The organism is Mangrovicoccus ximenensis (assembly GCF_003056725.1).
GTDB classification, from domain to species: Bacteria; Pseudomonadota; Alphaproteobacteria; order Rhodobacterales; family Rhodobacteraceae; genus Mangrovicoccus; species Mangrovicoccus ximenensis.
Map to the genome: position 1 here is coordinate 40,533 of NZ_QBKZ01000024.1, position 22,394 is coordinate 62,926.

Genomic DNA, 22,394 nt, shown 5'->3' on the forward strand with positions numbered 1-22,394 from the left:
GGGCTCCAAGGAATCAAGACGCCCGGACATGACTGCCGATTCTGACCTTCCTCCCGATGCGCCGCTGACCGGCCACGCCCTGATCGCGGACTACCTGCGCAATCTCGAGACCTCGCCGGGCGTCTACCGGATGCTCGATGCGCAGCAGCGGGTGCTCTATGTGGGCAAGGCGCGGAACCTCAAGGCGCGGGTCTCGAGCTATGCGCGGCCGCATGGCCATAGCGGGCGGATCGCGCGGATGATCTCGGAAACCGCGTCGATGATGTTCCTCACGACGCGCACCGAGACCGAGGCGCTGCTGCTCGAGCAGAACCTGATCAAGCAGCTCAAGCCGCGCTACAACGTGCTCCTGCGCGACGACAAGAGTTTCCCGAACATCCATGTCACCGGGCACGACTTCCCGCAGATCACCAAGCACCGCGGCAAGAAATCGGCGCCCGGGCGCTATTACGGACCCTTCGCCTCCGCAGGCGCGGTGAACCGGACGCTGAACCAGCTGCAGCGGGTCTTCCTGCTCCGGAACTGCACCGACAGCCAGTTCGAGAGCCGCACGCGCCCCTGCCTGCTCTACCAGATCAAGCGCTGCAGCGCGCCTTGCGTCGGCTATGTCTCCGCCCCCGAATACCGCGCGCTGGTGAAGGATGCAGAGGAGTTCCTCTCGGGGAAGTCCACCAAGCTTCAGGCGCAGCTCGCCGAGGAGATGCAGAAGGCCTCGGAAGCGATGGAATTCGAGCGCGCCGCCGCGCTGCGCGACCGGATCCGGGCGATGACCCAGGTGCAGACCGCGCAGGGCATCAACCCGCGCGGCGTGGCCGAGGCCGACATCGTCGCGCTGCATGCCGAGAACGGACAGGCCTGCGTCCAGGTGTTCTTCATCCGCGCCAACCAGAACTGGGGCAACCGCGACTACTATCCGCGCGTCGGCGAGGGGGTCAGCGAGACCGAGATCATGGAGGCCTTCCTCGGCCAGTTCTATTCCGACCGCGAGCCGCCGCGGCAGCTCTTGCTGTCGCATGGCATCGAGGACGAGGATCTGATGCTCGAGGCGCTGGCGCAGAAGGCCGGGCGCAAGGTCGAGATCCTCGTTCCGCAGCGGGGCGAGAAGGCCGAGCTGATCGCCGGGGCCGCACGCAATGCCCGCGAGAGCCTGGCGCGCAAGATGTCCGAGACCGCGACCCAGGGCAAGCTCCTGCGCGGGGTCGCCGAGGCCTTCGGGCTCGACGCGCCGCCCGCGAGGATCGAGGTCTACGACAACTCGCATATCCAGGGCACCAACGCGGTCGGCGGCATGATCGTCGCTGGCCCCGAGGGGTTCCTGAAGACCCAGTACCGCAAGTTCAACATCCGCGGCGACGAACTGGTCCCGGGCGACGATTTCGGCATGATGAAAGAGGTGCTGACGCGCCGGTTCAAGCGCCTCTTGAAGGAGGATCCGGACCGGACGCTGGGGCTCTGGCCGGATCTGCTGCTGATCGACGGCGGTGCCGGGCAGGTGAGCGCAGTCCACGAGATCATGCAGGAATTCGGCGTCGAGGACGTGCCGATGGTCGGCGTCGCCAAGGGCATCGACCGCGACGCGGGCAAGGAGGAATTCCACCGGGTGGGCCAGAGGCCGATGGCGCTGCGCCGCAACGACCCGGTGCTCTATTTCATCCAGCGCCTGCGCGACGAGGCGCACCGCTTCGCCATCGGCACCCACCGGGCCAAGCGCGCCAAGGCCGTGGGGGCGACGCCGCTCGACGAGGTTCCGGGCGTGGGCGCGGCGCGGAAGCGCGCGCTGCTGGCGCATTTCGGCTCGGCCAAGGCCGTTGGCCGTGCCAATCTCGCCGACCTTCGCGCGGTGGAGGGCATCTCCGACAGCATGGCGCAGAAGATCTACGATTTCTTCAACCCGGGCAGCTGAGACCGGCAGGACGTGCCGCAGGCGGCGTCCGTGCCTCGCAGGGCCGGGCGCTCGGGCGCGGTGACCTTTCCGCCCGGCTCCCGGACCGGGAGGTATCGCATTTCCGGAGAGCTGGACCCACATGAACGCAAGACCGCATGTCTTTTCCGAGGGGCGCGCTGCCGGGGGCTGGGCCTGCATCCTGATCATCGAGCGGGCCGAGCACGTGCTGGGCGGCGGGCGGCGCTGCACCTACCGGATCACCCCGGCCGCGGCGGGCTGAGCCCCGTTTGCGGCGGCGCGGCATGTGCCGCAGGCGGTTCAGGCCGCACCAACAGACGGATTCTGCCATGCATGGACCGCACGGCGGGATTGCACAGGTGGACGTGGTTTCTGCGGCGCAGAAAGCCTATCTTCGGTTGCAACAGACGAATTGACCGAAGACGGAGAACACCGATGATCAACCGTACCGATGCCGAAACGATCCGCGCCGCCCACCAGATGCGCAGCGACGCCATCCGCAACTTCTTCGCGCGCCTGCTCGGCTCGCACGCCCCGGTCGGCGCACCGCACCACTCGTGACCGCCCGCCCCGGCTCTGCCGGGACCGGCCCGTGAAAAAGCCCCGGCTGTCGATCGACGGCCGGGGCTTTTCCGTTTCCGGAAGGCCGGGAGGCGCAGCACGCCCCCCGCGGGATCACTCGGCGGCCAGCGCCTTGCCCTCGGCGAAGGCCGCGCCGAAGAAGGAAACCAGCTTGGCGAAGGGGATCTTGTCGAGCCGGTCGTAGAGATCGACATGGTTGCAGTCCGCCACCTTGAAGAGCTCCTTCGGCTCCGGCGCTTCGTCGAAGACGTCCTCGGAAAAGTAGAGCGAATGCGCCTCGTCCCCGGCGACCAGCAGCAGCGGACGCCCGGCCAGCCAGTCGAGGTCGTCGAGCAGGGCGAAGTTCATCCAGGCGGGCGACGAGGTCATGGTGAACTGCGTCGTCGAGCGCGGATGGTAGCCGCGCGGACGGGCATAGAATTCGCCGAATTCCGCTCCGACCGGGTTCGCCCCGGCATCCCATTCGAGCGGCGCGCCGCGGTCGGTCATCGCCGCATCGCCGGTCTCGAAATCGCTCCAGCGCTGTTCGGCCAGCGTCTTCAGCGCGGCTTGGCGGTCGGCATCGGTCAGGCTGTCGCCGAAGCCCTTCTTCATCATCCGGCTGATGTCATACATCGACACCGTCGCCACCGCCTTGATCCGCGGGTCGATCTTGGCCGCGGACAGCGCGAAGCCGCCCGAGCCGCAGATGCCGATCGCGCCGATCTGTTCGCGCGCGACGAAGGGGCGGGTGCCGAGGAAATCGACCGCCGCCATGAAATCCTCGACCATCTGCTCGGGCGAGGAAAGATGCAGCGCGCCGCCTTCGGAGGCGCCGTTCCAGGCCGGGTCGAAGGTCAGCACGACGAAGCCCTGCTTCGCCAGCTCGTTGGCATAGATGCCGGGGCCCTGCTCCTTGACGCCGCCATAGGGCGCGCCGACGATCAGCGCCGGATATTGCGCGGTCTCGTCGAAATCGGCCGGGGCGTAGAGATCGGCGGCAATGCCGATGCCGTAGCGGGTCTCGTAGCTGACCGGGCGGCGGGTGACGTCAGGGGAAAGTTCGAAGATGTAGTTGTCCTTGGGCATGTCTGCCTCCTTTCGGAATGGGGCGGGGGCGCCGCGGTCGCGGCGCCGGGATGTCATTCGGGCTGGACGGTCGGGCGGAACAGGATCTCGTTCACGTCGACATAGGCGGGCTGGGACACGGCAAAGGCCACCATGTCGGCCATGGTCGAGGCCGGGATGCCGATCTCGCCGACCACGTCGCGCACTGCGTCGCCGAGGCCTTCCTCGGTGATGTGGCTGGCCAGCTCGGTATTCACCGCGCCGGGCGAGATCACCGTGACGCGGATGTTGTGCGGCTTCACCTCCTGGCGCAGCCCTTCGGAGAGCGAGCGCACCGCGTGCTTGGTCGCGCAATAGACCGCGCCGGTCGCCACAGTCTTGTGCCCGTAGACCGAGGACACGTTGATCACATGGCCGGATTTCTGCTCCTTGAACACCGGCAGCGCGGCGGCGATGCCGTAGAGCGTGCCCTTGAGATTGACGTCGACCATCCGGTCCCATTCGTCGATCCGCAGGCTCTCCATCGGCGAGAGCGGCATCAGTCCGGCATTGTTGAAGATCACGTCGAGGCGGCCGAAGGTCTCCGTCGCCGCCGCGACCAGCGCCTGCAGGTCCGCGAGCTTGGTGACATCGGTGGCCACCGCGATGGCCTCGCCGCCCGCGGCGCGGATATCGGCGGCGATCGCGTCGAGACGGTCCTTGCGGCGCGCGCCGAGCACCAGCTTCGCGCCCTGCGCGGCCAGGCCGCGGGCGGTGGCTTCGCCCATGCCGCTCGAGGCGCCGGTGATCGCGATGACCTTGCCCTTGATGTTGTCCGTCATGCCGGTTTTCCCTTCCTGTTCAGTCAGCCGCGCCCGGTCACTGGGCGGCTTCGATCCGCATCCGGTAGTTGCCCTTCTTCAGCAGCCCGTCGAACGCGCCGTCGATGGCGCCGAGCCGCACCAGCCCCGCCGCTGCGGAAAAGGGCTTGTAGAAGATCGCCAGGTTCCCCCAGGGCGCATAGACCGTCAGGTCGCCGGCCTCGGGCTTGTAGGCGCGCGGCGCCTCCGACGTGTCGATCTTGCCGGGCAGGTCGGCGATCTTCTCGATGCCGTGATAGTCGCTGATCTCCAGGTCGAGCGGCAGCATCGCGGCGAAGCTGCGCCCGGCCGGGGTGTCGTCGAGGGTGGCGGCGATCTCGGTCTCGCCTGCGGTCATGCGGATGCGGGTCATGTCTGTCTCTCCTGCGGGACCGGGACCTGCGGGGCAGGCACCGGGCCGTGCGTTGCGGGCCGGAGCTGGATCTAGCCGGTCCTGCGCCCCGGATAACCCCCGGCACATTGCTTCCTCCCATGAGGCGCGCTCATGAATGGCGCGGGAACCTTGGCGCAGCCCTGCGGTTGCGCGCAAGCCCGGGCAAGCGTGGCTCAGCATGGCCGCCACTCATGAAGCCGCCTCATGACCGTCTTCGGGCCAGCGCCCATGAAAGCGCTGGCGGGCCTGACTAGCTCTGGGCGAGGATGGCGCGGGATCGGCCCGCGCCGCCGGCCGAGATGCCGCCTTCCCGACAGGAGACGACCTGACATGACCCTTTCCCGCCTCGCCGCCGCCGCCACGATCGCCGCCCTTGCTGCGCCCGCCGCCTTCGCGCAGTCGCTGGAAATCACCAAGGCCGAGGACCGCGCCGGACAGATCGGCAGCAGCGAGACCTTCTCCGGCACCGCCTATGTCGCGCCGGTCTTCGCACCGAACATGAACGATGTCAGCGCCGGCGAAGTCACCTTCCTGCCGGGCGCGCGCTCCGCGTGGCACACCCATCCGGTCGGCCAGTACCTGGTCGTGACCCAGGGCACCGGCTGGTACCAGGAAGAAGGCCAGCCCAAGCAGATCATGCAGGCCGGCGACGTGGTCTTCGCTCCGGCGGGCGTGAACCACTGGCACGGCTCCACCGCAACCACCTCGGTCACGCATCTGGCGATCCAGGCGAACGAGGACGGCTCGGCCGTGACCTGGGGCCGCCTGGTGACCGACGAGGAGTTCAATGGCGAATAACCGCTTCCGGTCCAGCCGGGGGGCAGCCGAAAGGCTGCGCCTCGCGCTCCTGTCGGGCAGCATCGCGCTCGGCCTGGCGCTCTGCCCCGCCGAACGCGCAGCGGCAGGCGAGACCCTGCTCGGCGGGCTCGACTATCCCTGGGACGTCGAGGCCCATGGAAGCGCGCTCTACGTCACCGAGAAGGCCGGAACGCTCGGCATCTTCGAGGACGGCACGTTCCGGCGCCTGCCCGTCGAGACCAGCGCACCGATCCTCGACAGCCGCGGCGGCGGGCTGATGGGGCTGGCGCTGCTGCCGGATTTCGCCGAAAGCCGCCGCGCCGTGCTCTACCACCACACCGGCACGCCCGAGTCCCGGTCGAACCGCGTCATCGAGGTCGTGCTGAAGGGCGATGCCTGGCACGAGACCCGCGTGCTGATCGACGCCATCCCCGGCCATCCGCTCTACAATGGCGGCCGCGTCGCCTTCGGGCCGGACGGGATGCTCTACGTCACCACCGGCTGGACCGAGAACCGCGCCCTGCCCCAGGATCCGGACAGCCTCGCGGGCAAGATCCTGCGGATCGCCCCGGATGGCAGCATCCCCGCGGGCAATCCCTTCGCCGGATCGCCGGTCTGGTCGCTCGGCCACCGCAACCCGCAGGGCCTGGCCTGGGACGATGACGGCCAGCTCCTGGCCGCCGAGCACGGGCAATCGGGCCATGACGAGATCAACCGCATCGAAGCGGGCGGCAATTACGGCTGGCCCGAGGTCCAGGGGGACGGAACCGCGCCGGGCATGATCCCGCCGCTGGCGCAGTCCGGCCGCGGCACCTGGGCGCCGTCGGGCATCGCCTGGGCCGGCGATCGGCATAGCCCAGCGGCACGATCGGCGCGCCCGAGAGCCCGGCAAGGATCACCGCGCCGGGCTTGGCGCGTTCCGGCGGTCCCATCGGTCCGTCAGGCGTGATCCCCAGCGTGTCTCCGGCCCGCAGCGCCTGCAGCGCGGCGCGCATCGAGCCGGTCTTGCTGCGCGAGGTCCTGAGCAGGATCGGCTCCAGCCCCACGGCGCGCAGCAATTCGATGATGATCTGCCCGTCGGCATGGTCCGAGACCAGCACCTTGGCCTTGCGCCCGATCAGCGACCCGACGAAGGGCGTGCAGGCCAGCCGGGAATGCCAGGCGCAGAAGATGATCGGCTCGCGGTTGCCCTCGGGGCCCCAGGCGTCGAGGCCCAGATAGCTCCAGCGCGTGGTGCGCTCGACGAAGCGGATGTAGCGGGCATAGCCGTTGCGCACGGCCCGCTGGACGCGCGGATTGCGCTGGATCCGGACTTCCAGCCGCCGGAGCCGCTTCCTGAGTTTGACGCGCTTGGCCATGGTCAGCGTCCGGGCGCGAGCTCCTTGATCTCGGGATAGGCCGAGCGGATCAGGTCGGCCTGGGCCTGGGTGTCGATCCGCGCGAAATGCCATTCGCCGCCTTCGAGGATGGCGATGGTCGCGGTGTCGAAGCGCACCCGCTGGCCGGAAAAGATCGAGGTGCCCTTCAGCCGCACCACGCCCCAGGTCAGCCCGCCGGCATCGTCGAGCATCACGCCGGTAAGATCGGCGGTCACGTCCTCGGGCTTCGAGGTCCGGCCGAAGGCCTTGGCCTGGTCGACCAGCGTGTCGCGGATCAGCTTCGGCGGGGTCATCGCCTGCTGCGCGACGCTGGGGATCACCCGCTCGGGCAGGGCGTCGATCACCCGCGCGGCGCGGTTCTTCTCGGTGTTGCGGGCGAAGGCGGCGGCGTCCTTCTCGAGGCTCTTCAGCTCCGGCGCGCTCGGCGCGCGCTCGGCCAGGGCAAGCCCGGCGGCACAGGCGAGGACGGCGGCAAGAAGGACGGTAAGGCGCGGCATGGGCAGGCTCCTGCAGTGTTCGGTTTGGCGGAAGCTAGCCTCTGCCCCGCCGCGGGGCAAGGCAGGCCGCCGCGCCTCTTGGCATAGGTGTTTTTCTGCCTCTCCGGGCAGGCCGTGCCTTGGGCCCTTCCCGGCAGGGCGCTCCGCGGCCACTCCGGCCGGAGACCGGCTGCTGCCCCGCGCGGCAAGGGTCGGCTGCTGTCTTTCCGGGGCAATGCGCGCCGCTGTTGCCCTGAGGCAAGGCGCTCTGCAGCCGCTCTGGCGGGGAGCACCAGCCGGCCCCTTGGGGAGAGCGGTCCGCTCTCCGCCGATCTGCGCGCCCGGCTGGACGCCTGCCTCGGCTGGTGGCGCGCCACGCGGGAGGACTGATCGCGCCGCAGCGTTGCCCGGGCTTCGGGACGCGCTGCGGCATCGGCGCACCGTGCCGAATAATCTTCTGTTTCGGAGGCCGAAACGGGCTTTTCCCCTGCGCTGCCCGTGCCATCATGCAACCGGGCAGGAGTTCGGCAGCAAGGTGCAAGGAAACGGGCATGGAATCGGCGGAGACTCTGGACAGCGGACCCGGCGCGGCAGCGGTCGGAGCGGACCAGATGATGATCGACAGCTTCCTCGCCACGGCGCGGCGCATCACGGCAGCGGACCGCCCGCTGCTGCACGAACTGGCAGTCGGCGTGTTCTGGCCGCACCGCTCGCGCGATCTCGACATGATGATCCGGCTCGGAGCGGGCTATCTGGCAACCGACGAGATCGGACGCGCCATGGGGTCGGTGATGCATTTCCCGGCCGAAGACGATTTCAGCTTCCTCGGCATGATGGTGGTGGCGCCCCGGCTGCGCTCCTACGGGACCGGGCGCTGGCTGATGCGGATGGTGATGGCCGAGGCCGAGGGCTGCGACCTGCGGCTGACCGCGACCAAGGCCGGTTACCGGCTCTATGAAAGCGAGGGCTTCGAGCCGCGCGGCCTCGTCCGCCAGCACCAGGGCCGCGTCCGCTCGATCCATGCCCCCGAACAGGCCGAGGGAACGGAGATCCGCTCGCTGGTCCCAGGCGACCTCGACGCCGTGCGCACGCTCGATGCCGAGGCCTACGGCGCGCGGCGCGCCAAGGCGCTGGACGTGTTCCTCGGGGCCTCCGAGGGCGTCGTCGCCGAGCGCGGCGGCCGGATCACCGGCTATGCGCTGATGCGGAATTTCGGCCGCGGCAAGGTGATCGGCCCGGTCGTCACCGAAGACGAGCGCACCGCCATGCAGATGGTCGCGCCCTTCATCCAGGCCAACGAGGGCAAGTTCCTGCGCATCGACACGCTGGCCGAAAGCCCGGTCTTCGACGCCTTCCTGTCGGCCGCGGGACTCGGCATCTACGACACGCTGTCGGAAATGGTGCTGGGCGCGCAGCGCCGTGCCACGACGGGGCCGCAGCTCTTCGGCATGGCCTCCCACTCCTTCGGCTGAGCTCCCGCGGCGCCGCTGCTTTGGATTGATACAAGGGAGGCGCCGGGACAGCCGCGGAGCGTCCATCCGGGCGCCCTGCGGGGGGTGGCCCGGAAACCGCCGGTTCGGGCCCATCAGGCACGGCATGGCCGGTCCGGACGCAGCCGCTTCCGGGCATGCCATCGCCCCTGGCCGCCGACGGGGAGCACGGGCAGGTGCAGAGCTTCAGGATGTCGGTCCAAGTCAGCGGGCCGAACGGCGGACAGCTGGCGCGCTGCCCGCTGAACGGGACCGACGGCGGCGCCATATTTGCCGCTCCCTGCGGCTGCGGTCTCAAGATCCTCGCCCGCCTCCGGCGCGTTTGGGCCGGCTTCATCGCCGCCATCATGGTGTTCATGACCGGGTGCCGGGCCCCGGAGCGGGCCGGGGCCGCCGCCTGATGCAGGTGTTCGGGATCGACGCGATGAAAGCCTCCGGCGGTGAGCGAAGGATGGGCCAGCCTGTCTCTGCGCGCCTCGGAAATTCCCTTCAGACAACAGGCCCGGCCACCCGCGCGGTTGGCCAGGTCCGCCCGGCGGTTCGGACAAGCGGCAGCGGCAGTTCGGCTGCCCGTCCCCTGCCATTCAGGCGGCGACATGACCCGCATGTCCGGCACGGGCATCGACGGGATCCGCAGGAATGCCGCGCAGTCCAACCCGTTCCGCAATCCGTCAGGTCCCGGAATGCAAGTGCAAATCCACTCAGACGGCAGGGGCTGGCCGCAGCTCCGGCGCAAGGCAAGTTGCGGCCTCCGCTTCTCGGAGGCAAGACTGACGGAAAGCGCCCAGCCAAGGAGCCTCGCACGGCACGATGCCCGAAGCGGCCTCTCCGCGCCGTCCAGATCCGGAACGGCAAGCCGGGCGGCCCGCTCCGGGCCGGGGCGCCGCACAGGAACCGATGGCATCGCGGGGCCGCCAGTCCACGCCCGCCGGACAGCGGCATCCTTCCCATGTCCAGCTAGCGGGGCGATCCTCATGGCCGTGCGGCTGGAACGCCAGCCGCCGGACACGCACCAGTCCCGCGGGAGGCAGCGGCCCGGTCCCCGACCGGATCACGGGCCGAGAGCATGCACAGCTTGCCATGGCCTTGCGGCGGAAGGCCGTGTCCGGCGTGCCCCGGCACGCCATGCGGGAGCAGCATCCCGACCAAGCAGCGGACCACCAGTCGCCAAAAGACGAGGATATCCGGGCAGAGGCGGTCCGGAGCGCCAGACAGGCCCCGGCCGCCGGCCGGCTCCGCCTGCTCCAACCGGCTCCGCACCTGCCCATCGAACGGTCGCGGAGCGGAGCTTCATCAGCCATCCCCGCGAACCAGCCAGGGCGGGCGCGCATTTCGGCACGCCCCCAGTCCGGATCGGCCCGCATGGCTCCGGCAGTGACGGAACGGACGGTGCCGGATGGGCAAACGCCCCGGCCCCCCCCGATCAAATGTGGATGACCTTGCCGCGCCCCGTGCCGCCCGCCCTGGCGCCCGGCCGGTCACGGACCGTGCCGGCAAAGCTTGGCCCTGACATTTCGAGACCGCCGCGGAGCAGAGCCTCGGGACCGAAACGGCCGCCTTGCCCGGAGGGCCGCGCCGGGACTGGCTCGTCCGGCAGCCGCGGCAGCTGCGCCCCCGCCCCGGGCCCCGGTGCCGCCCGCATCACAGGATGCGCCGCCGCAGCCAGGCCGAGATGATCTCGCCCAGCAGGACCAGGCCGAGGATGCACAGCAGCACCGTCGCCGCCTCCTGCCATTTGAACGTGTCGATTGCCGATTGCAGGATGATGCCGATCCCGCCGGCGCCGACCAGCCCCAGCACGGTGGATTCGCGCAGATTGATGTCCCAGCGCAGGATCGCCACCGCCCAGAAGGTCGGCATGACCTGCGGCACGATCGCGTAGAGGATCACCTTGGCGCGGGAGGCCCCCGTCGCTTCCAGCGCCTCGACCGGGCGGGTGTCGATCTCCTCGATCGCCTCGCCGAGCAGCTTGCCGACGAAGCCCACCGAGCGCAGCATGATCGCGGCGATGCCCGCCACGATGCCCGGCCCGAAGATCGCCACGAACAGCAGCGCCCAGATGATCGTGTTGATGGAGCGGGACGACACGAGGATGATCCGGCCGAGCCACAGCGTGGCCCGGTTCGGCGTGGTGTTCTGCGCCGCCATCCAAGCCACCGGCAGCGACACGAGGACCGCGAAGAGCGTCGCGATGGTCGCGATGTTCACGGTCTCCCACAGCACCCGGAGGATGGTGGCGAGATTGGCGGTATCCGGCGGCACCATGCGGCCGAAGAGATCGCCCATCTGCGCCGGGGCATCCCAGACCCATTCCCAGATCACGTCGATCGAAGTGATCGACCAGCCGACTGCGAGGGCCGCGCAGAGAAGGCCGAGATAGCGCGCCATGCGCTGGCGCGGCGTGAAGCGGTGCCAGTCCTCGGGAAAGGCCTCGCGCAGCGGCGTGCCCGGCATCATGCCCTGATCGCTCATATCCGCTTCCTGATCTGTCCGCTGATCGCCTCGCTGACGAGGATCGCGCCGACGATGATGATGGTGATGGCAAGGGCGAAGTCGTAGTCGTAGCGGCCGAAGGCATTGGCCAGGGTGGCGCCGATCCCGCCTGCCCCGACGATGCCGATCATCGCGGAGGCGCGCAGGTTGCTGTCGAGCTGGTAGATCGACAGGCCGATCTGGCGCGGCAGGATCTGGGGGAAGATCGCGTAGACCAGCACCGACAGCGTTGGCGCCCCGGCGGCCCGCAGCGCCTCGACCTGGCCGAAGTCGATCTCTTCGATGCGTTCGGCCAGCATCTTGGCGACGAAGCCGACCGAATAGACGATCAGCGTCAGCACCCCGGCAAGCGGCCCGAAGCCCACCGCCTTGACGAAGAGGATCGCCACGATCACCGGGTGGAAGCTGCGCGCCACGATGATCAGCGCCCGGCCGAGATAGAAGACCGGCAGCGGCGCAATGTTGCGCGCGGCCATGAAGGCGATCGGAATCGACAGCAGCACGCCGCCGACGGTGGCCAGGATGGCGATCTTCAGGCTTTCCAGAAACCCGTCGATCAGCAGCCCGCTGCGCTCGAAGCTGGGCGGGAAGGCGCCGCCGAAGATCTGCGCGGCGCGGCCGAAGCCCTCGGCCACGCGCGGCCAGTTGACCGGCAGCGTGGCGATCGTGCCGATGACATAGGCGGCGACGGCCAGCCAGAGCGCCCATCGCAGCGCCGGGTTGCGGATCATGCGCGGCTTGCGCCAGCGGTCGCGGGAGGCGGCGCTCATGTCGCCACCTTCATTTCGAGCGGCGCGGCCGAGGTCCGGGCGCGGTCCTGCGACGGGATGCCGGCATAGATCTCCTCCATCGCGTCATCGGTCAGGTCGCCCGGCACGCTGTCGAAGATGATCCGGCCATAGCGCATGCCCACGATGCGGTCGGTATAGGTCCTGGCCTCGGCGACATTGTGGATATTGATCAGCACCGGCAGCTTCAGCTCGCCCGCTAGGTCTCGCAGCAGCTGCATGATCTGCTCGGAGGTCTTGGGATCGAGCGAGGCGGTCGGCTCGTCCGCCAGCAGGATTTCGGGACGCTGCATCAGCGCGCGCACCACGCCGACGCGCTGGCGCTCGCCGCCCGACAGCTCGTCGGCGCGCTTGTCGGCGTAATGCGCGATGCCGACCCGCTCCATCAGCTCGTAGGCGCGGCGGATGTCCTCGCGCGGATAGCGCCGCGCCAGCGCCGCCCAGGTCGAGATGTAGCCGAGCCGTCCGGACTGGACGTTTTCCATGACCGTCAGCCGGTCGACGAGGTTGAAGCCCTGGAACACCATGCCGATCTTGCGCCGTGCCTCGCGCAGCTGGCGGCCGCGCAGCCTGGTCAGCTCGGTGCCGTTCAGCTCGATGCTGCCCGAGCTCGGCTCGACCAGCTTGTTGATGCAGCGCAGGAGCGTGCTCTTGCCCGCCCCCGAGGAGCCGATCACCGAGACGACGGTCTCGCCCTCGATGGTCAGGTTGAGGTTCTTCAGCACCGGGTCGCCGGTGCCGTATCGTTTGACGAGATCGGTGATCTTCAGCATGCGGTCGCTCCGTCGCGCTGGCCGGTTTCGCAGGGCGGCGGGCAGGCCTGGACGGCCCGCCCCGGGTGGGAGGCGCTCATTCGGCGGCGAGGCCCTCGGGCGTGTAGCTGACGCCGTTGGCGGCCTGGATCTCGCGGATCACCGCCCAGTCCTCCTGATAGGTGACCGGCACGAATTTCGACACGCCGGAGAACTCCTCCCCGAGCGCCGTGCCGGAGAAGTCGAACTCGAAGAAGGCCTGCTTGATCTTCTCGACCAGCGCCGGGTCGAGGTCGTGGGCATAGGTGTAGGAAGTGGTCGGGAACGGCTTCGACTCCCAGACGATCCTGACCTCGTCCGGATCGTAGAGACCGCGCTCGGCCATGCGGTCAACCACTTCCGAGGCGACCGGCGCGGCGTCGTAGTCGCCGGCCACGACGCCCAGCATCGACTGGTCATGCGAGCCGGAATAGACCACCTCGTAATCCTCCTCCGGGGTCACGCCCAGATTGGGAAACAGCGCCCGAGGCGCGAGATTGCCGGAATTCGAGGTCGGCGAGGTATGCGCGATCCGCTTGCCCGCGAGGTCCGCCATTGTCTCGATGCCGCTGTCCTTGCGGGTATAGACTTGGAGCTTGTAGCCGAATTCGCCCTCGTCGGATCCCATGATCGCGAAGGGCACCGCCCCGGCCAGGTTGACCGCGAAGGGCGTCGGGCCGGTCGAGAAACCGGCGATGTGCAGGCGCCCCGAGCGCATCGCCTCGACCTCGGCGGCATTCGACTGCACGGCGAAGAACTTCACGCTCTTGCCGGTGACGTCCTCGAGATGCGAGATGAACGGCTCCCAGATATCGGCATAGATCGCCGGATCCTCGACCGGCGTGTAGGCAAAGACCAACGTTCCCGGATCCTGCAGCCCCTCCGCGGGCGAGTCAGCGACCAGATCGCCGTCGGCGTCGCAATACATCGGATCGAGATCGCCCCGCGGACAGTCCTGCGCCTGCGCCGTTCCGGCAAGCAAGGCAATGGCAGATGCCGCGGCGAGGCCGCGGAAAGTCGTGTCGAACATGATTTTTCCTCCGTTCGCGCCACATCTCCCTCCTCAGAGATTTGTGGCACTTGCCACATACTCAGCACTAATCAGTGGTCACTGCAATAAATTTGTCGCAATATTGTGGCAGGCTCCGCCCGGAGGATTGCCGATGACCGACCCGACCCAGCGCCTGCGCAAGGCCGATCGACACGAAAGAATACTGATGGAGCTTCGGCTTAGATCGCATCTGCGGATCAGCGATCTGGCGCGGGACTTCGGGGTAGCGACCGAGACGATCCGGCGCGACGTTGCGGAACTCGAGGCCGAGGGGCGGGTCTCGAAGGCCTTCGGCGGCGTGGTCCCGGTGGCGCCGGGACAGCGGCCGGACGTGGAAGCGCGCAGCCGCGACCGGCAGAAGGAACGCGCCGAGATCGCCCGCCAGGCGGCCGCGCTGGCGCAGCGCGACATCGCTTTCGGGCAGCGCGGCGCAAAGGGACAGCCGGGAGGCATGGCATGCGGGCTCGGCACCGACCCGGCGACCGGCTGCAGCCGCTGGCCGCGCATCCGGCCCGAAGGCAGCGAGGCGAGAAGCCCGGCGGTATAGGGATGGCGCGGGCGGCGGGTGATCTCGGCGACGGGTCCATGCTCCATGATCCTTCCGCCATACATGACGACGACCTCGTCGCACATCTCGCGGACCACGCCGATATCATGGGTGATCAGCATGACGGTGGTCCCCGTCAGCCCGCGCACGAGGTCGAGGATCTGCGCCTGGATGGTGACGTCGAGCGCGGTGGTCGGCTCGTCGAGGATCAGGAGGTCCGGCTTGTTCGCCATGGCCATGGCGATGGTCACGCGCTGGCGCATGCCGCCCGAGAGATTGTGGGGGAATTCGCGCGCCCGCACCTCCGGATCGGGAATGCCGACCATGCGCAGGAGTTCCACCGCGCGGGCGGCGGCCTCGCGGCGGGGGATCGAATGGTGGGCGAGGATGGTCTCCTCCACCTGCCGCCCGATGCGGTAGACCGGGTTCAGCGCCGCCATCGGGTCCTGGAAGACCAGGCAGAGCGCCTGGCCGCGCAGGGCCTGCCGCTCGCGCTCGGAGAGCAGCGCCAGGTCGCGGCCACGGAACAGGATCTCGCCGCCCGCGATGCGCCCCGGCGGGTCGATCAGCCCCATGACCGACAGCGAGGTGACGGACTTGCCCGAGCCGCTCTCGCCGACAATGCCGACGGTGCGGCCCTCGGGCACGTCGAAGCTGACCCCGTCGACCGCACGGACCGTGCCCTTCGGCGTGTCGAAATGGGTGGCGAGATTGCGCACCGAGAGGACCGGGGCCGCCGTCATGCCGGGCAGCTCGCCGCGACCGGGTTCATCGCGGCGCGGCCCGCAGGCATGACGGACACGCCGTCCTTGAGGATGAGGCTCAGGTCGCGCAGCGCGTCGAGATCGGCGAGCGGATCGCCGGGGCTGACGAGGATGTCGGCGGCCATGCCCTCGGCGAGAGTCCCCCGCCCGTCGAGATGGATCGCTTCCGCCGCGAAGCCGGTGGCGGCATGGATCGCCTCGCCGCGGCTCATGCCGATCTGCTCAAGCAGTTCCAGCTCCTGCACGAGGCTGTCGAAGGAGGTGTAGCGCCAGCCGGCATCGGTCCCGGCGACGAAGCGCACGCCGGCCTCGCGCAGCTTGCGGCCGTGATCCATGTTCATCGCCAGCGTCTTCACCCAGCGGTCGAGGAAGGCCACCTGGTCGGGCCGCGGGCTTTCCAGCGCGCGCAGCGCGTTCAGGATCGTGCCGCAGACCGCCAGCGTCGAGGTGACCGGAATGCCCGAGGCCGCCAGCCGGTCGGCAACGGCCGGGTCATAGCTCTGCGTGCCCGGCCCGGTGATGAAGCCCGCATGCTCGATCTGGTCGACGCCCGCGGTGATCGCGATGTCGATGGCCTCGGCGCAGAGGCAATGCACGGTGACCATGCGGCCGTTGCGATGGCTCTCGCCGACGATGGCCTGCATCTCCGGCAAGCTGTAGGCCGGGCGCCAGGCCATGGTGCCCAGAGTGCCGCCGCCCGACCCCATCACCTTGATGAAATCGGCGCCATCCTTGATCATCTGCCGCACCTTCAGGCGCAGCCCGTCCTCGCCATCCGCCTCGCCGCCCATGTACCAGGTATGGCCGCCGGTGATGGTGATCGGCTGGCCGCAGGCCATGATCCGCGCGCCCTCGGCATAGCCCAGCTCGATGGCACGCCGCGCCGAGATCGACGTGGTGCCGAAGGCGCCGAGATCGCGGATCGTGGTGATCCCCGCGCGCAGCGCGGTGGCGGCGTTGCCCATGGCGGTGGCCAGCATCACCTCGGGCCCCTCGCGCATCGCCTCTTCCAGCGTCAGCCCGTTGCCGGGCAGGTTCAGGTGGGAATGGGTCTCGATCAGCCCGGGCAGGATGGTGCCGCCGGGAAACTCCTGCACCTTCGCGCCCTCGGGCGCCGGGCCCTGCCGGACGGAGAGGATGCGGCCGCCCGCGATCTCGACCAGCGGATCGCGCAGCGGCGCGTGGCCCGTGCCGTCGATCAGCTGCGCGGCCTTCAGGAAATGGGACATGGGGAACTCCTGCCTCGGGTCGTCTTGTCGGACCGGCCCCGCAGCGGGGACCGGCCGGGATCATGGTCACTCGGCGATGGCGGCCGCGCCGAAATACTGGAAGCCGCCGCCCGACCAGGTGATGCCGGTGACGGACTTGTCGGCCAGCGTCAGGTCGAGGTTCTGGCGGATCGGCAGGATCACCGCGTTGTCGAGCAGGATGTCCTGGACCTGCTGGTAGATCGCCTCGCGCTTGGCCGGGTCCAGCTCGGAGCGGCCCTGGTAGATCAGGTCGGTCAGCGCGTCATCGCTCCAGTGGCTCCAGTTGAAATACTGGTCGGGCAGGAACCAGAAATGCAGCGCATCGGGGTCGACGCCGATATACTGCGACGGCGTCAGCGTGGAGCCGCCGTCGATGTTGAGGTCGAGCCAGGCAGGGGCGTTCAGCGCCTCGAATTGCGCGTCGAAGCCGATTTCCGACAGGAAGCCCTGGATCGCCTGCGCCTGCGCCATGTAATGCGCCTTGCCCGAGATCGCGGTGATCTTGACGGTCAGCGGTTGGCCGTCCTTCTCCCAGATCTCTCCCTCGCGGGTCCATCCGGCCTCTTCGAGCAGGCTCATCGCCTTCTCGGGATCATAGGGGTATTTGCCTGCGGCGTCCTCGTCATGGCCCAGCATCCCCACCGACAGCGGCGTGTAGCTCGGCGGATAGACACCGGCCTCGGCCAGCTGGATCAGCGCGGTCTGGTCGACCGCATACATGATCGCCTTGCGCACCAGGATGTCGTCGGTCGGGAAGAGCGAGGCGTTGATCGGGGCGAAGATGCCGAGGCCGCTGATCTCCACGGGCAGCTCGGTGTAGCGCCCGGTCGCGGTCAGGGACTTCCAGTAGAGGCCGGGAGTCTGCTGCATGACCTGGCTCTGGCCGGACTGGAACTGCTGCACGCGGCTCTGCGGGTTCGGCACGATCTGGAAGGTGATCCTGTCGATCGCCGCCGGTCCCTCATGGCCGAGCGAGGCCGCCATCCAGTTGTAATCCGGGTTCTTCTCCAGAACGATGCTCTGGCTCGGGGTCCAGGAAACGAATTTGAACGGGCCGGTGCCGACCGGGTTCTGGCCAAGCTCGGGCCCGTATTCCTCGATGGCAGCGGGCGATTGCATGCCGAGATAGGGTTCGCCCATCTGCGCCAGAAGCGGCGCATAGATCTCGTCGCAGGTGAAGGTCACCTCGAAGTCGCCGGTCGCCTCGGCGTGGCCGCAAGGCCCGAGCAGGCCGAGCGAGATCTTCGACTGGGTGTCTTCGCCGGTGATGTAGTCGATATTGGCGACCACGGCGGCGGCATCGAAGCGCGTGCCGTCATGGAAGGTCACGTCCTGGCGCAGCTGGAACACATAGGTCAGCCCTTCATCGGAGACCGTCCAGCTGGTCGCCAGAAGCGGTTCCACCTCGAAGTCCGGCGAGATCCACACGAGCGTGTCGAAGATGTTCGACAGGATCGGGCCGACATTGCGCTTGCCGGTGGTGACCGGGTTCAGCGTGTCGTTGGTCTCGGCCCAGCCCACGACCAGCTCCTGCGCCTGGGCGGTGCCCGCAAGGCAGAGGCCGAGCGCCGTCAGAACGGCGGGAAGTCGTCTTGCAGTCATCTCAATACTCCACTGTTGGTTGGGGGTCTTGGCGCCCCTCGGAATTCAGTCGGCGATGGTCGGGTCGAGCACGTCCCTGAGCCCGTCGCCCAAAAGGTTCACCCCGATGATGAAGAGGCTGAGGAAGACGCCGGGAAAGACGGTCATCCACCAGGCCAGCGTCAGGAACATCTGCCCGTCATTGAGGATCGCGCCCCATTCCGGCTGCGGCGGCTGAACGCCGAGCCCGATGAAGCCGAGCGCGGTGATCCACAGCGCCGCGACGCCGAGCCAGGTGGTGGTCATCACGATGACCGAGCTCATGACGTTCGGCAGGATATGGGTGAGCATGACGCGGACCGGACCGGCGCCCAGCACGATGGCGGCATCGACGAAGGGCAGGCTGCGGATCTCGCGCGTGGCGCCCTCGACCAGGCGGGCATAGACCGGCACGAGGATGATCGAGATGGCGATGATGCCGTTGATCAGCCCGGGACCGAGGATCGCGGTGATCGCCAGCGCCAGCAGGATGCCGGGGAAGGCAAGCAGCAGATCGACGAGCCGCATGATCGCGAAGCCCGTGGCGCCGCCGGCATAGCCTGCGACAAGCCCCAGCACCGTGCCCGCAATGGCCCCCATGACGACGACGGCAAGGCTTGCCGCCATGGTGACGCGCCCGCCGTAGAGGACGCGGGCCATCATGTCCCGGCCGAAGGCATCGGTGCCCATCGGATGGGTCCAGGACGGCGGCTGGAAGGTCTCCATCGCGCTCTGCCTTGCGGGGTCGTAGCCGGTCAGCAGCGGCGCGCAGATCACCAGAGCCGCGAGGATCACGCAGATCAGCGTTCCGGCCGCCAGCGAGCGATGGCGGAAGGCGCGCAGGACAGAGACCGCGAGCGGGGTCTTCGCGGCGAGGCCGCTGTCGTCAGAGGGGAGCGTTTCGGCAATCGCCATGGATCAGCGCCTCGCGATCCGGGGGTCGAAGAGCGGATAGCAGAGATCGACCAGAAAATTGGCGCCGGCATAGATGACGGCGATGATCAGCACCACCGCCTGCACGGTCAGGTAGTCCTTCGACAGGATCGCATCGACCAGCAGCCGCCCCAGCCCGGGGCGGGAGAAGACGGTCTCGACCACCACCGTGCCCGAGAGCAGGTTGCCCACCTGGATGCCCACGACCGTCAGGATCGGCAGAAGCGAATTGCGCAGCACATGGCGCAGGAAGACGGTGGCACGGCCCAGCCCCTTGGCGCGGGCCGTGATGACATGCTTCTGCGTCTGCGCCGAAAGCACCGAGGAGCGGATGAAGCGGGCGTTGAACCCGACCGTGCCGAGCGCCACGTGACCGCCGGAAGCACCACGCCCTTGAAGCCGGTGCCGCCGACCACGTCGAAGATCGGCCAGGTCACGGCGAAAAGCAGGATCAGCAGGAGGCCGAGCCAGAAGCTCGGGATCGACATCAGCGCCAGCGCCAGCCCCATGCCCAGCGTGTCGGCGGCGCGGTTACGCTTCAGCGCGGCGGTGATGCCGATGGCGAGGCCGAGCAGCACCGAGAGAAACAGCGCGCAGACCGTCAGCTGCAGCGTGGCCGGGAAGTTCGCGGCAATCAGCTCGGCGACCGGGCGCTGCTGGCCGTAGGAATAGCCGAAATCGCCGCGCAGGAGATTGCCGAGCCAGGTCAGGTACTGCGTGGCCATCGGTTCGTCGAGACCGAGCTGCCGGCGCAGCCGCTCGACCACCTCCGGATTCGCGGCCTGCGTGCCCAGGAGCGCCATGACCGGGTCTCCGGGGATCAGCCGCAGCATCAGGAAGACGAGCCCGCTGATCCCGAAGGCAAGCGCCGCGATGGCGGCAAGACGGCCGGCAACATAGTTCAGCATCGGGGCAAGGATCCTTGCGGCATGACGTCTCCTGTCCGCCCCGGCGGGGGCAGGCTGTGGATTTCAGCTCATCGGCTTGTTCTGCCCGGACAGGTCACAAGGAGCGCCTCGGCGCCCTCAGCCGCCCGGATGCCCTCAGCCTAGCGGCAAAGCATACGGCTGTGTCATACGGATTTCCGGGCACCCCATAGGGCAAGGTTATGGGGTGCCGGGATGGTCTGTTATGCCCCGGTGGAACGATGTACTGCGGGAAGATAACCGGCCAGCTCCTCCAGCACGTCCCAGCCCTGCGGCCGACCAGCCTCCAGCTCGCGGATCAGCGCCGTCAGCGCGCGGCAGAGTGGAACATCGACGCCCAGCCGTTCGGCCTCCGCCACCACGGCGCCGACCTGGAAATCGACCTCGGTCCGCCGCTTGCGCACCGCGATGTCGCGCCAGATGCCGGAATGGGTCTTGGCCGTGGCACGGTTGAAGGCGACGAGCGCATCGAGCGAGGCCTCCGCCGCCTCCGGCGGCGCGCCCGGCATGTAGGCCGCCGGATCATAGCCGTTGAAGCCGAGCGGCCGGGCCCCCGCGGCCAGCGCCACCGCCATCACCTCACGCGCAACGCCGGCGAAGACCTCGCGATAGCCGGGATGGGCGAAATTGTCGGACATCGAGGCCGGGGTCAGCGCCGTGGCGAAGAGCATCGCGCCATAGCCCATCTTGCCCCAGAGATAGTCCATCACCCGCGGGCTGGCCTCGGCCTCCGGGTCGAGCACGGCGAACAGGTCGCGCACCCGCACCAGCCGCGGCGTCAGGGCGCCGCCGAGCTCGCCCACCGCGATTTTGCCGCGGTTGCCGAAGAGCAGCCGGCCGGGCGCGATGTAGTCGCCTGCGTAGTTGACGAAACAGCCGATCACCCGGCCCTGCCCGAAAATCCGTTCCAGCCACGGCTCGAACAGCCCGTTCTGCGCCGAAACCACGGCGCCGTCCGGCGCCAGCACGCGGGCAAGCTGCCCGGCCGCGGCCTCGGTCTGCGGGCCCTTCACGCAGAGGAAGGCCAGATCGAAGCGCCCCTCGACCTCGTCCGGAAGGGCCGCGCGGACCGGAACCGTGAAACTGTCCACCGGCCCCTCGACCGCCAGCCCGTCGCGGTTCATCGCCGCGACGTGATCCGCATCGGCATCGACGAGGAGCACGTCATGGCCCGCGCGCGCGAGATAGGCGCCGAGAATGCCGCCGATGGCGCCCGCGCCCCAGATCAGGACCGGCGCGCTCATGCCCAATCCTCGATCACCTTGCGGGTTTCGGCAACGCCCGCCGCCCAGACGCGCGCCATCTCGTCATCGCTGCGCTGGTAGAACCCGCCGTAATTGCCGTCGCCCAGAAGGATGCGCGCCGAGACCGGATCGCGCGATTTCAGCGCCTCGACATCGACCATCGGCTTCTGCTCGGCGGGCATCTCGACGCCCGCGAGCCGCGTCCAGGGGAAGTTCTCCATCCAGGAGGCATGCGAAGCGACCGGGTCGATCGCCTTCACCGTCGCCATGGTTCCGGGCGCAGCCCACCAGTTGTGCCAGCGCACCTGCGCGTCCGGCCGTCCGGCCAGCCATTCCATCGCCGCCGTCTGGCCCGGATTGTTGCCGCCATGGCCGTTGACCAGCACGATCCGCCGCGCGCCCGCCCGGTAGAGGCTTTCCAGGATATCGCGGATCAGCCGCGCATAAGTCTCGAGCCCCAGCGTCACCGTGCCCGGATAGGCCGCGAAATAGGGGGTGAGGCCGTAAGGCAGCACCGGCCAGACCGCCGCGCCGGAGGGCCCGGCCGCCTCCTCCGCCATCTTGCCCGCCAGGATCGCATCGACCGACAGGCTCAGATAGGCATGCTGCTCGGTGCTCCCCAAGGGCAGCACCGCCCGGTCGTCGCGGGCCAGATGCGCCTCTGCCTGCATCCAGTTCATCTGGGAAATCAGCATCACTCGTGTCCTTCACCTGGTGTTTCACGGCCTGTCCGCCGGGCGCGCAGCGCCTCGATCCGCGGCAGGATGTCCTTGCGCAGCACGCCCAGATCGGGCGTGTAGCGGTATTCGATGGCGCTCTGGTCCGGGCGCAGCCCGTCGCGCACCTGCCCGGCGCGCGCGGCATGGATGATCACCTGCGCCTCGGCCAGCGCCGTGCCGAGCTGCGGGTCGTCCAGCGTCAGCGATTGCAGGATCTCGACATGCGGCAGGAAGCGCAGCGCCTCGGCGCGCATCTGCAGCACCAGCTGCGGCTTGGTGGACACCAGGACGACGCGCGCGCCCGGCTCCACTTGCCAAACAGGGGGCATCCACACACGCCCCGGGAACCGTCCCGCCCCG

General features: G+C 68.9%; 24 protein-coding genes and 2 pseudogenes. 8 read left to right on the forward strand and 18 right to left on the reverse strand.

Annotated features, from left to right (window positions below):
- The first annotated feature begins 28 nt into the window (after positions 1-28).
- The 3 genes from uvrC (at position 29) to C7T91_RS38120 (ending at position 2,464) form a co-directional block, all read left to right on the forward strand.
- Positions 29-1,903 (forward strand): excinuclease ABC subunit UvrC, encoded by a 1,875-nt coding sequence (gene uvrC / locus C7T91_RS26135; protein ID WP_108262635.1) that lies wholly within the window; start codon positions 29-31, stop codon positions 1,901-1,903.
- Positions 1,904-2,024: 121 nt separating this feature from the next.
- Positions 2,025-2,165, forward strand: coding sequence for a hypothetical protein (locus C7T91_RS33950; protein WP_201742266.1), 141 nt, complete (start codon positions 2,025-2,027; stop codon positions 2,163-2,165).
- Between the two features lie 173 nt (positions 2,166-2,338).
- On the forward strand, positions 2,339-2,464 hold the full coding sequence (locus C7T91_RS38120) for a hypothetical protein (RefSeq protein WP_269102566.1): 126 nt from the start codon (positions 2,339-2,341) through the stop codon (positions 2,462-2,464).
- A 114-nt stretch (positions 2,465-2,578) separates the two neighbouring features.
- On the opposite strand, the gene C7T91_RS26145 is transcribed toward C7T91_RS38120, so the two are convergent.
- From C7T91_RS26145 to C7T91_RS26155, 3 genes are read right to left on the reverse strand one after another with little or no spacing between them, the layout of a single operon-like run.
- Positions 2,579-3,553 carry an alpha/beta hydrolase gene (locus C7T91_RS26145; RefSeq protein WP_108262637.1) on the reverse strand — a complete coding sequence of 325 codons (975 nt, stop codon included), beginning with the start codon at positions 3,551-3,553 and terminating at the stop codon, positions 2,579-2,581.
- Positions 3,554-3,606: 53 nt separating this feature from the next.
- Positions 3,607-4,353 carry an SDR family oxidoreductase gene (locus tag C7T91_RS26150; RefSeq protein WP_108262639.1) on the reverse strand — a complete coding sequence of 249 codons (747 nt, stop codon included), beginning with the start codon at positions 4,351-4,353 and terminating at the stop codon, positions 3,607-3,609.
- Between the two features lie 37 nt (positions 4,354-4,390).
- The gene (locus C7T91_RS26155) at positions 4,391-4,744 is read right to left on the reverse strand and encodes a cyclophilin-like fold protein (RefSeq protein WP_108262641.1); all 354 of its coding nucleotides are present in this window, start codon (positions 4,742-4,744) and stop codon (positions 4,391-4,393) included.
- 351 nt (positions 4,745-5,095) lie between these two features.
- Here C7T91_RS26155 and C7T91_RS26160 point away from each other — a divergent pair, with 351 nt between their 5' ends.
- Complete coding sequence (locus tag C7T91_RS26160) at positions 5,096-5,563, forward strand: (R)-mandelonitrile lyase (protein ID WP_108262643.1); 468 nt, start codon at positions 5,096-5,098, stop codon at positions 5,561-5,563.
- Positions 5,553-6,512: a PQQ-dependent sugar dehydrogenase gene (locus tag C7T91_RS26165; RefSeq protein ID WP_108262645.1), complete on the forward strand. Its 960-nt coding sequence runs from the start codon at positions 5,553-5,555 to the stop codon at positions 6,510-6,512. Before C7T91_RS26160 ends, C7T91_RS26165 begins: the two co-directional genes overlap by 11 nt.
- Before the next feature lie 34 nt (positions 6,513-6,546).
- Here the strand turns inward: C7T91_RS26165 and C7T91_RS40040 are convergent.
- Positions 6,547-7,014: pseudogene (locus C7T91_RS40040) on the reverse strand (hypothetical protein); the annotation flags it as partial.
- Positions 6,924-7,439, reverse strand: coding sequence for a hypothetical protein (locus tag C7T91_RS26175; protein WP_108262649.1), 516 nt, complete (start codon positions 7,437-7,439; stop codon positions 6,924-6,926). The pseudogene C7T91_RS40040 and the gene C7T91_RS26175, both read right to left, overlap by 91 nt.
- Positions 7,440-7,969: 530 nt before the next feature.
- Here C7T91_RS26175 and C7T91_RS26180 point away from each other — a divergent pair.
- On the forward strand, positions 7,970-8,890 hold the full coding sequence (locus tag C7T91_RS26180) for a GNAT family N-acetyltransferase (RefSeq protein WP_108262651.1): 921 nt from the start codon (positions 7,970-7,972) through the stop codon (positions 8,888-8,890).
- Between the two features lie 155 nt (positions 8,891-9,045).
- Positions 9,046-9,309 carry a hypothetical protein gene (locus C7T91_RS26185; protein WP_108262653.1) on the forward strand — a complete coding sequence of 88 codons (264 nt, stop codon included), beginning with the start codon at positions 9,046-9,048 and terminating at the stop codon, positions 9,307-9,309.
- 1,240 nt (positions 9,310-10,549) lie between these two features.
- Here the strand turns inward: C7T91_RS26185 and phnE (C7T91_RS26190) are convergent.
- The 4 genes from phnE (C7T91_RS26190) to phnD form a co-directional block, all read right to left on the reverse strand.
- Positions 10,550-11,380 carry a phosphonate ABC transporter, permease protein PhnE gene (gene phnE, locus C7T91_RS26190; protein WP_407943343.1) on the reverse strand — a complete coding sequence of 277 codons (831 nt, stop codon included), beginning with the start codon at positions 11,378-11,380 and terminating at the stop codon, positions 10,550-10,552.
- Complete coding sequence (gene phnE, locus C7T91_RS26195; protein ID WP_108262655.1) at positions 11,377-12,171, reverse strand: phosphonate ABC transporter, permease protein PhnE; 795 nt, start codon at positions 12,169-12,171, stop codon at positions 11,377-11,379. Before phnE (C7T91_RS26195) ends, phnE (C7T91_RS26190) begins: the two co-directional genes overlap by 4 nt.
- Positions 12,168-12,962 carry a phosphonate ABC transporter ATP-binding protein gene (gene phnC, locus C7T91_RS26200; protein WP_108262657.1) on the reverse strand — a complete coding sequence of 265 codons (795 nt, stop codon included), beginning with the start codon at positions 12,960-12,962 and terminating at the stop codon, positions 12,168-12,170. The genes phnE (C7T91_RS26195) and phnC overlap by 4 nt, the downstream gene beginning before the upstream one ends.
- A 76-nt stretch (positions 12,963-13,038) precedes the next feature.
- Positions 13,039-14,010 (reverse strand): phosphate/phosphite/phosphonate ABC transporter substrate-binding protein, encoded by a 972-nt coding sequence (gene phnD, locus C7T91_RS26205; RefSeq protein WP_108262659.1) that lies wholly within the window; start codon positions 14,008-14,010, stop codon positions 13,039-13,041.
- Positions 14,011-14,197: 187 nt separating this feature from the next.
- Here phnD and C7T91_RS40475 point away from each other — a divergent pair, with 187 nt between their 5' ends.
- Positions 14,198-14,578, forward strand: a complete 381-nt coding sequence (locus C7T91_RS40475; protein ID WP_236638542.1) for a DeoR family transcriptional regulator — start codon at positions 14,198-14,200, stop codon at positions 14,576-14,578.
- Here the strand turns inward: C7T91_RS40475 and C7T91_RS37065 are convergent.
- From C7T91_RS37065 to C7T91_RS26260, 9 genes and pseudogenes are all read right to left on the reverse strand, one after another.
- Positions 14,464-15,321, reverse strand: a pseudogene (locus C7T91_RS37065) (ABC transporter ATP-binding protein); the annotation flags it as partial. The gene C7T91_RS40475 and the pseudogene C7T91_RS37065 sit on opposite strands and share 115 nt — an antisense overlap.
- The gene (locus tag C7T91_RS26225; RefSeq protein WP_108262664.1) at positions 15,318-16,571 is read right to left on the reverse strand and encodes a metal-dependent hydrolase family protein; all 1,254 of its coding nucleotides are present in this window, start codon (positions 16,569-16,571) and stop codon (positions 15,318-15,320) included. The gene C7T91_RS26225 and the pseudogene C7T91_RS37065, both read right to left, overlap by 4 nt.
- 66 nt (positions 16,572-16,637) lie before the next feature.
- Complete coding sequence (locus C7T91_RS26230; protein ID WP_108262667.1) at positions 16,638-18,194, reverse strand: ABC transporter substrate-binding protein; 1,557 nt, start codon at positions 18,192-18,194, stop codon at positions 16,638-16,640.
- Positions 18,195-18,239: 45 nt separating this feature from the next.
- Entirely contained in the window at positions 18,240-19,127 is an 888-nt protein-coding gene (locus tag C7T91_RS26235) for an ABC transporter permease (protein ID WP_108262669.1), read from the reverse strand.
- A gap of 3 nt (positions 19,128-19,130) precedes the next feature.
- Complete coding sequence (locus tag C7T91_RS38130; RefSeq protein ID WP_269102574.1) at positions 19,131-19,466, reverse strand: ABC transporter permease; 336 nt, start codon at positions 19,464-19,466, stop codon at positions 19,131-19,133.
- On the reverse strand, positions 19,355-20,053 hold the full coding sequence (locus tag C7T91_RS26245; protein WP_108262673.1) for an ABC transporter permease: 699 nt from the start codon (positions 20,051-20,053) through the stop codon (positions 19,355-19,357). Before C7T91_RS26245 ends, C7T91_RS38130 begins: the two co-directional genes overlap by 112 nt.
- A 221-nt stretch (positions 20,054-20,274) precedes the next feature.
- Positions 20,275-21,315, reverse strand: coding sequence for a ketopantoate reductase family protein (locus C7T91_RS26250; protein WP_108262675.1), 1,041 nt, complete (start codon positions 21,313-21,315; stop codon positions 20,275-20,277).
- A complete protein-coding gene (locus tag C7T91_RS26255; RefSeq protein ID WP_108262677.1) occupies positions 21,312-22,010 on the reverse strand; it encodes a creatininase family protein in 699 nt (232 codons plus the stop codon). The genes C7T91_RS26250 and C7T91_RS26255 overlap by 4 nt, the downstream gene beginning before the upstream one ends.
- Complete coding sequence (locus C7T91_RS26260; RefSeq protein ID WP_145963026.1) at positions 22,010-22,363, reverse strand: hypothetical protein; 354 nt, start codon at positions 22,361-22,363, stop codon at positions 22,010-22,012. The genes C7T91_RS26255 and C7T91_RS26260 overlap by 1 nt, the downstream gene beginning before the upstream one ends.
- Positions 22,364-22,394: the final 31 nt, after the last annotated feature.

Excerpts from the sequence above, each read along its gene's own strand:
- uvrC (WP_108262635.1), top strand. The coding sequence starts at position 29 with ATGACTGCCGATTCTGACCTTCCTCCCGATGCGCCGCTGACCGGCCAC.
- C7T91_RS33950 (WP_201742266.1), top strand. The coding sequence starts at position 2,025 with ATGAACGCAAGACCGCATGTCTTTTCCGAGGGGCGCGCTGCCGGGGGC.
- C7T91_RS38120 (WP_269102566.1), top strand. The coding sequence starts at position 2,339 with ATGATCAACCGTACCGATGCCGAAACGATCCGCGCCGCCCACCAGATG.
- C7T91_RS26145 (WP_108262637.1), bottom strand. The coding sequence starts at position 3,553 with ATGCCCAAGGACAACTACATCTTCGAACTTTCCCCTGACGTCACCCGC.
- C7T91_RS26150 (WP_108262639.1), bottom strand. The coding sequence starts at position 4,353 with ATGACGGACAACATCAAGGGCAAGGTCATCGCGATCACCGGCGCCTCG.
- C7T91_RS26155 (WP_108262641.1), bottom strand. The coding sequence starts at position 4,744 with ATGACCCGCATCCGCATGACCGCAGGCGAGACCGAGATCGCCGCCACC.
- C7T91_RS26160 (WP_108262643.1), top strand. The coding sequence starts at position 5,096 with ATGACCCTTTCCCGCCTCGCCGCCGCCGCCACGATCGCCGCCCTTGCT.
- C7T91_RS26165 (WP_108262645.1), top strand. The coding sequence starts at position 5,553 with ATGGCGAATAACCGCTTCCGGTCCAGCCGGGGGGCAGCCGAAAGGCTG.
- C7T91_RS26175 (WP_108262649.1), bottom strand. The coding sequence starts at position 7,439 with ATGCCGCGCCTTACCGTCCTTCTTGCCGCCGTCCTCGCCTGTGCCGCC.
- C7T91_RS26180 (WP_108262651.1), top strand. The coding sequence starts at position 7,970 with ATGGAATCGGCGGAGACTCTGGACAGCGGACCCGGCGCGGCAGCGGTC.
- C7T91_RS26185 (WP_108262653.1), top strand. The coding sequence starts at position 9,046 with ATGCCATCGCCCCTGGCCGCCGACGGGGAGCACGGGCAGGTGCAGAGC.
- phnE (WP_407943343.1), bottom strand. The coding sequence starts at position 11,380 with ATGAGCGATCAGGGCATGATGCCGGGCACGCCGCTGCGCGAGGCCTTT.
- phnE (WP_108262655.1), bottom strand. The coding sequence starts at position 12,171 with ATGAGCGCCGCCTCCCGCGACCGCTGGCGCAAGCCGCGCATGATCCGC.
- phnC (WP_108262657.1), bottom strand. The coding sequence starts at position 12,962 with ATGCTGAAGATCACCGATCTCGTCAAACGATACGGCACCGGCGACCCG.
- phnD (WP_108262659.1), bottom strand. The coding sequence starts at position 14,010 with ATGTTCGACACGACTTTCCGCGGCCTCGCCGCGGCATCTGCCATTGCC.
- C7T91_RS40475 (WP_236638542.1), top strand. The coding sequence starts at position 14,198 with ATGGAGCTTCGGCTTAGATCGCATCTGCGGATCAGCGATCTGGCGCGG.
- C7T91_RS26225 (WP_108262664.1), bottom strand. The coding sequence starts at position 16,571 with ATGTCCCATTTCCTGAAGGCCGCGCAGCTGATCGACGGCACGGGCCAC.
- C7T91_RS26230 (WP_108262667.1), bottom strand. The coding sequence starts at position 18,194 with ATGACTGCAAGACGACTTCCCGCCGTTCTGACGGCGCTCGGCCTCTGC.
- C7T91_RS26235 (WP_108262669.1), bottom strand. The coding sequence starts at position 19,127 with ATGGCGATTGCCGAAACGCTCCCCTCTGACGACAGCGGCCTCGCCGCG.
- C7T91_RS26245 (WP_108262673.1), bottom strand. The coding sequence starts at position 20,053 with ATGCTGAACTATGTTGCCGGCCGTCTTGCCGCCATCGCGGCGCTTGCC.
- C7T91_RS26250 (WP_108262675.1), bottom strand. The coding sequence starts at position 21,315 with ATGAGCGCGCCGGTCCTGATCTGGGGCGCGGGCGCCATCGGCGGCATT.
- C7T91_RS26255 (WP_108262677.1), bottom strand. The coding sequence starts at position 22,010 with ATGCTGATTTCCCAGATGAACTGGATGCAGGCAGAGGCGCATCTGGCC.
- C7T91_RS26260 (WP_145963026.1), bottom strand. The coding sequence starts at position 22,363 with ATGCCCCCTGTTTGGCAAGTGGAGCCGGGCGCGCGCGTCGTCCTGGTG.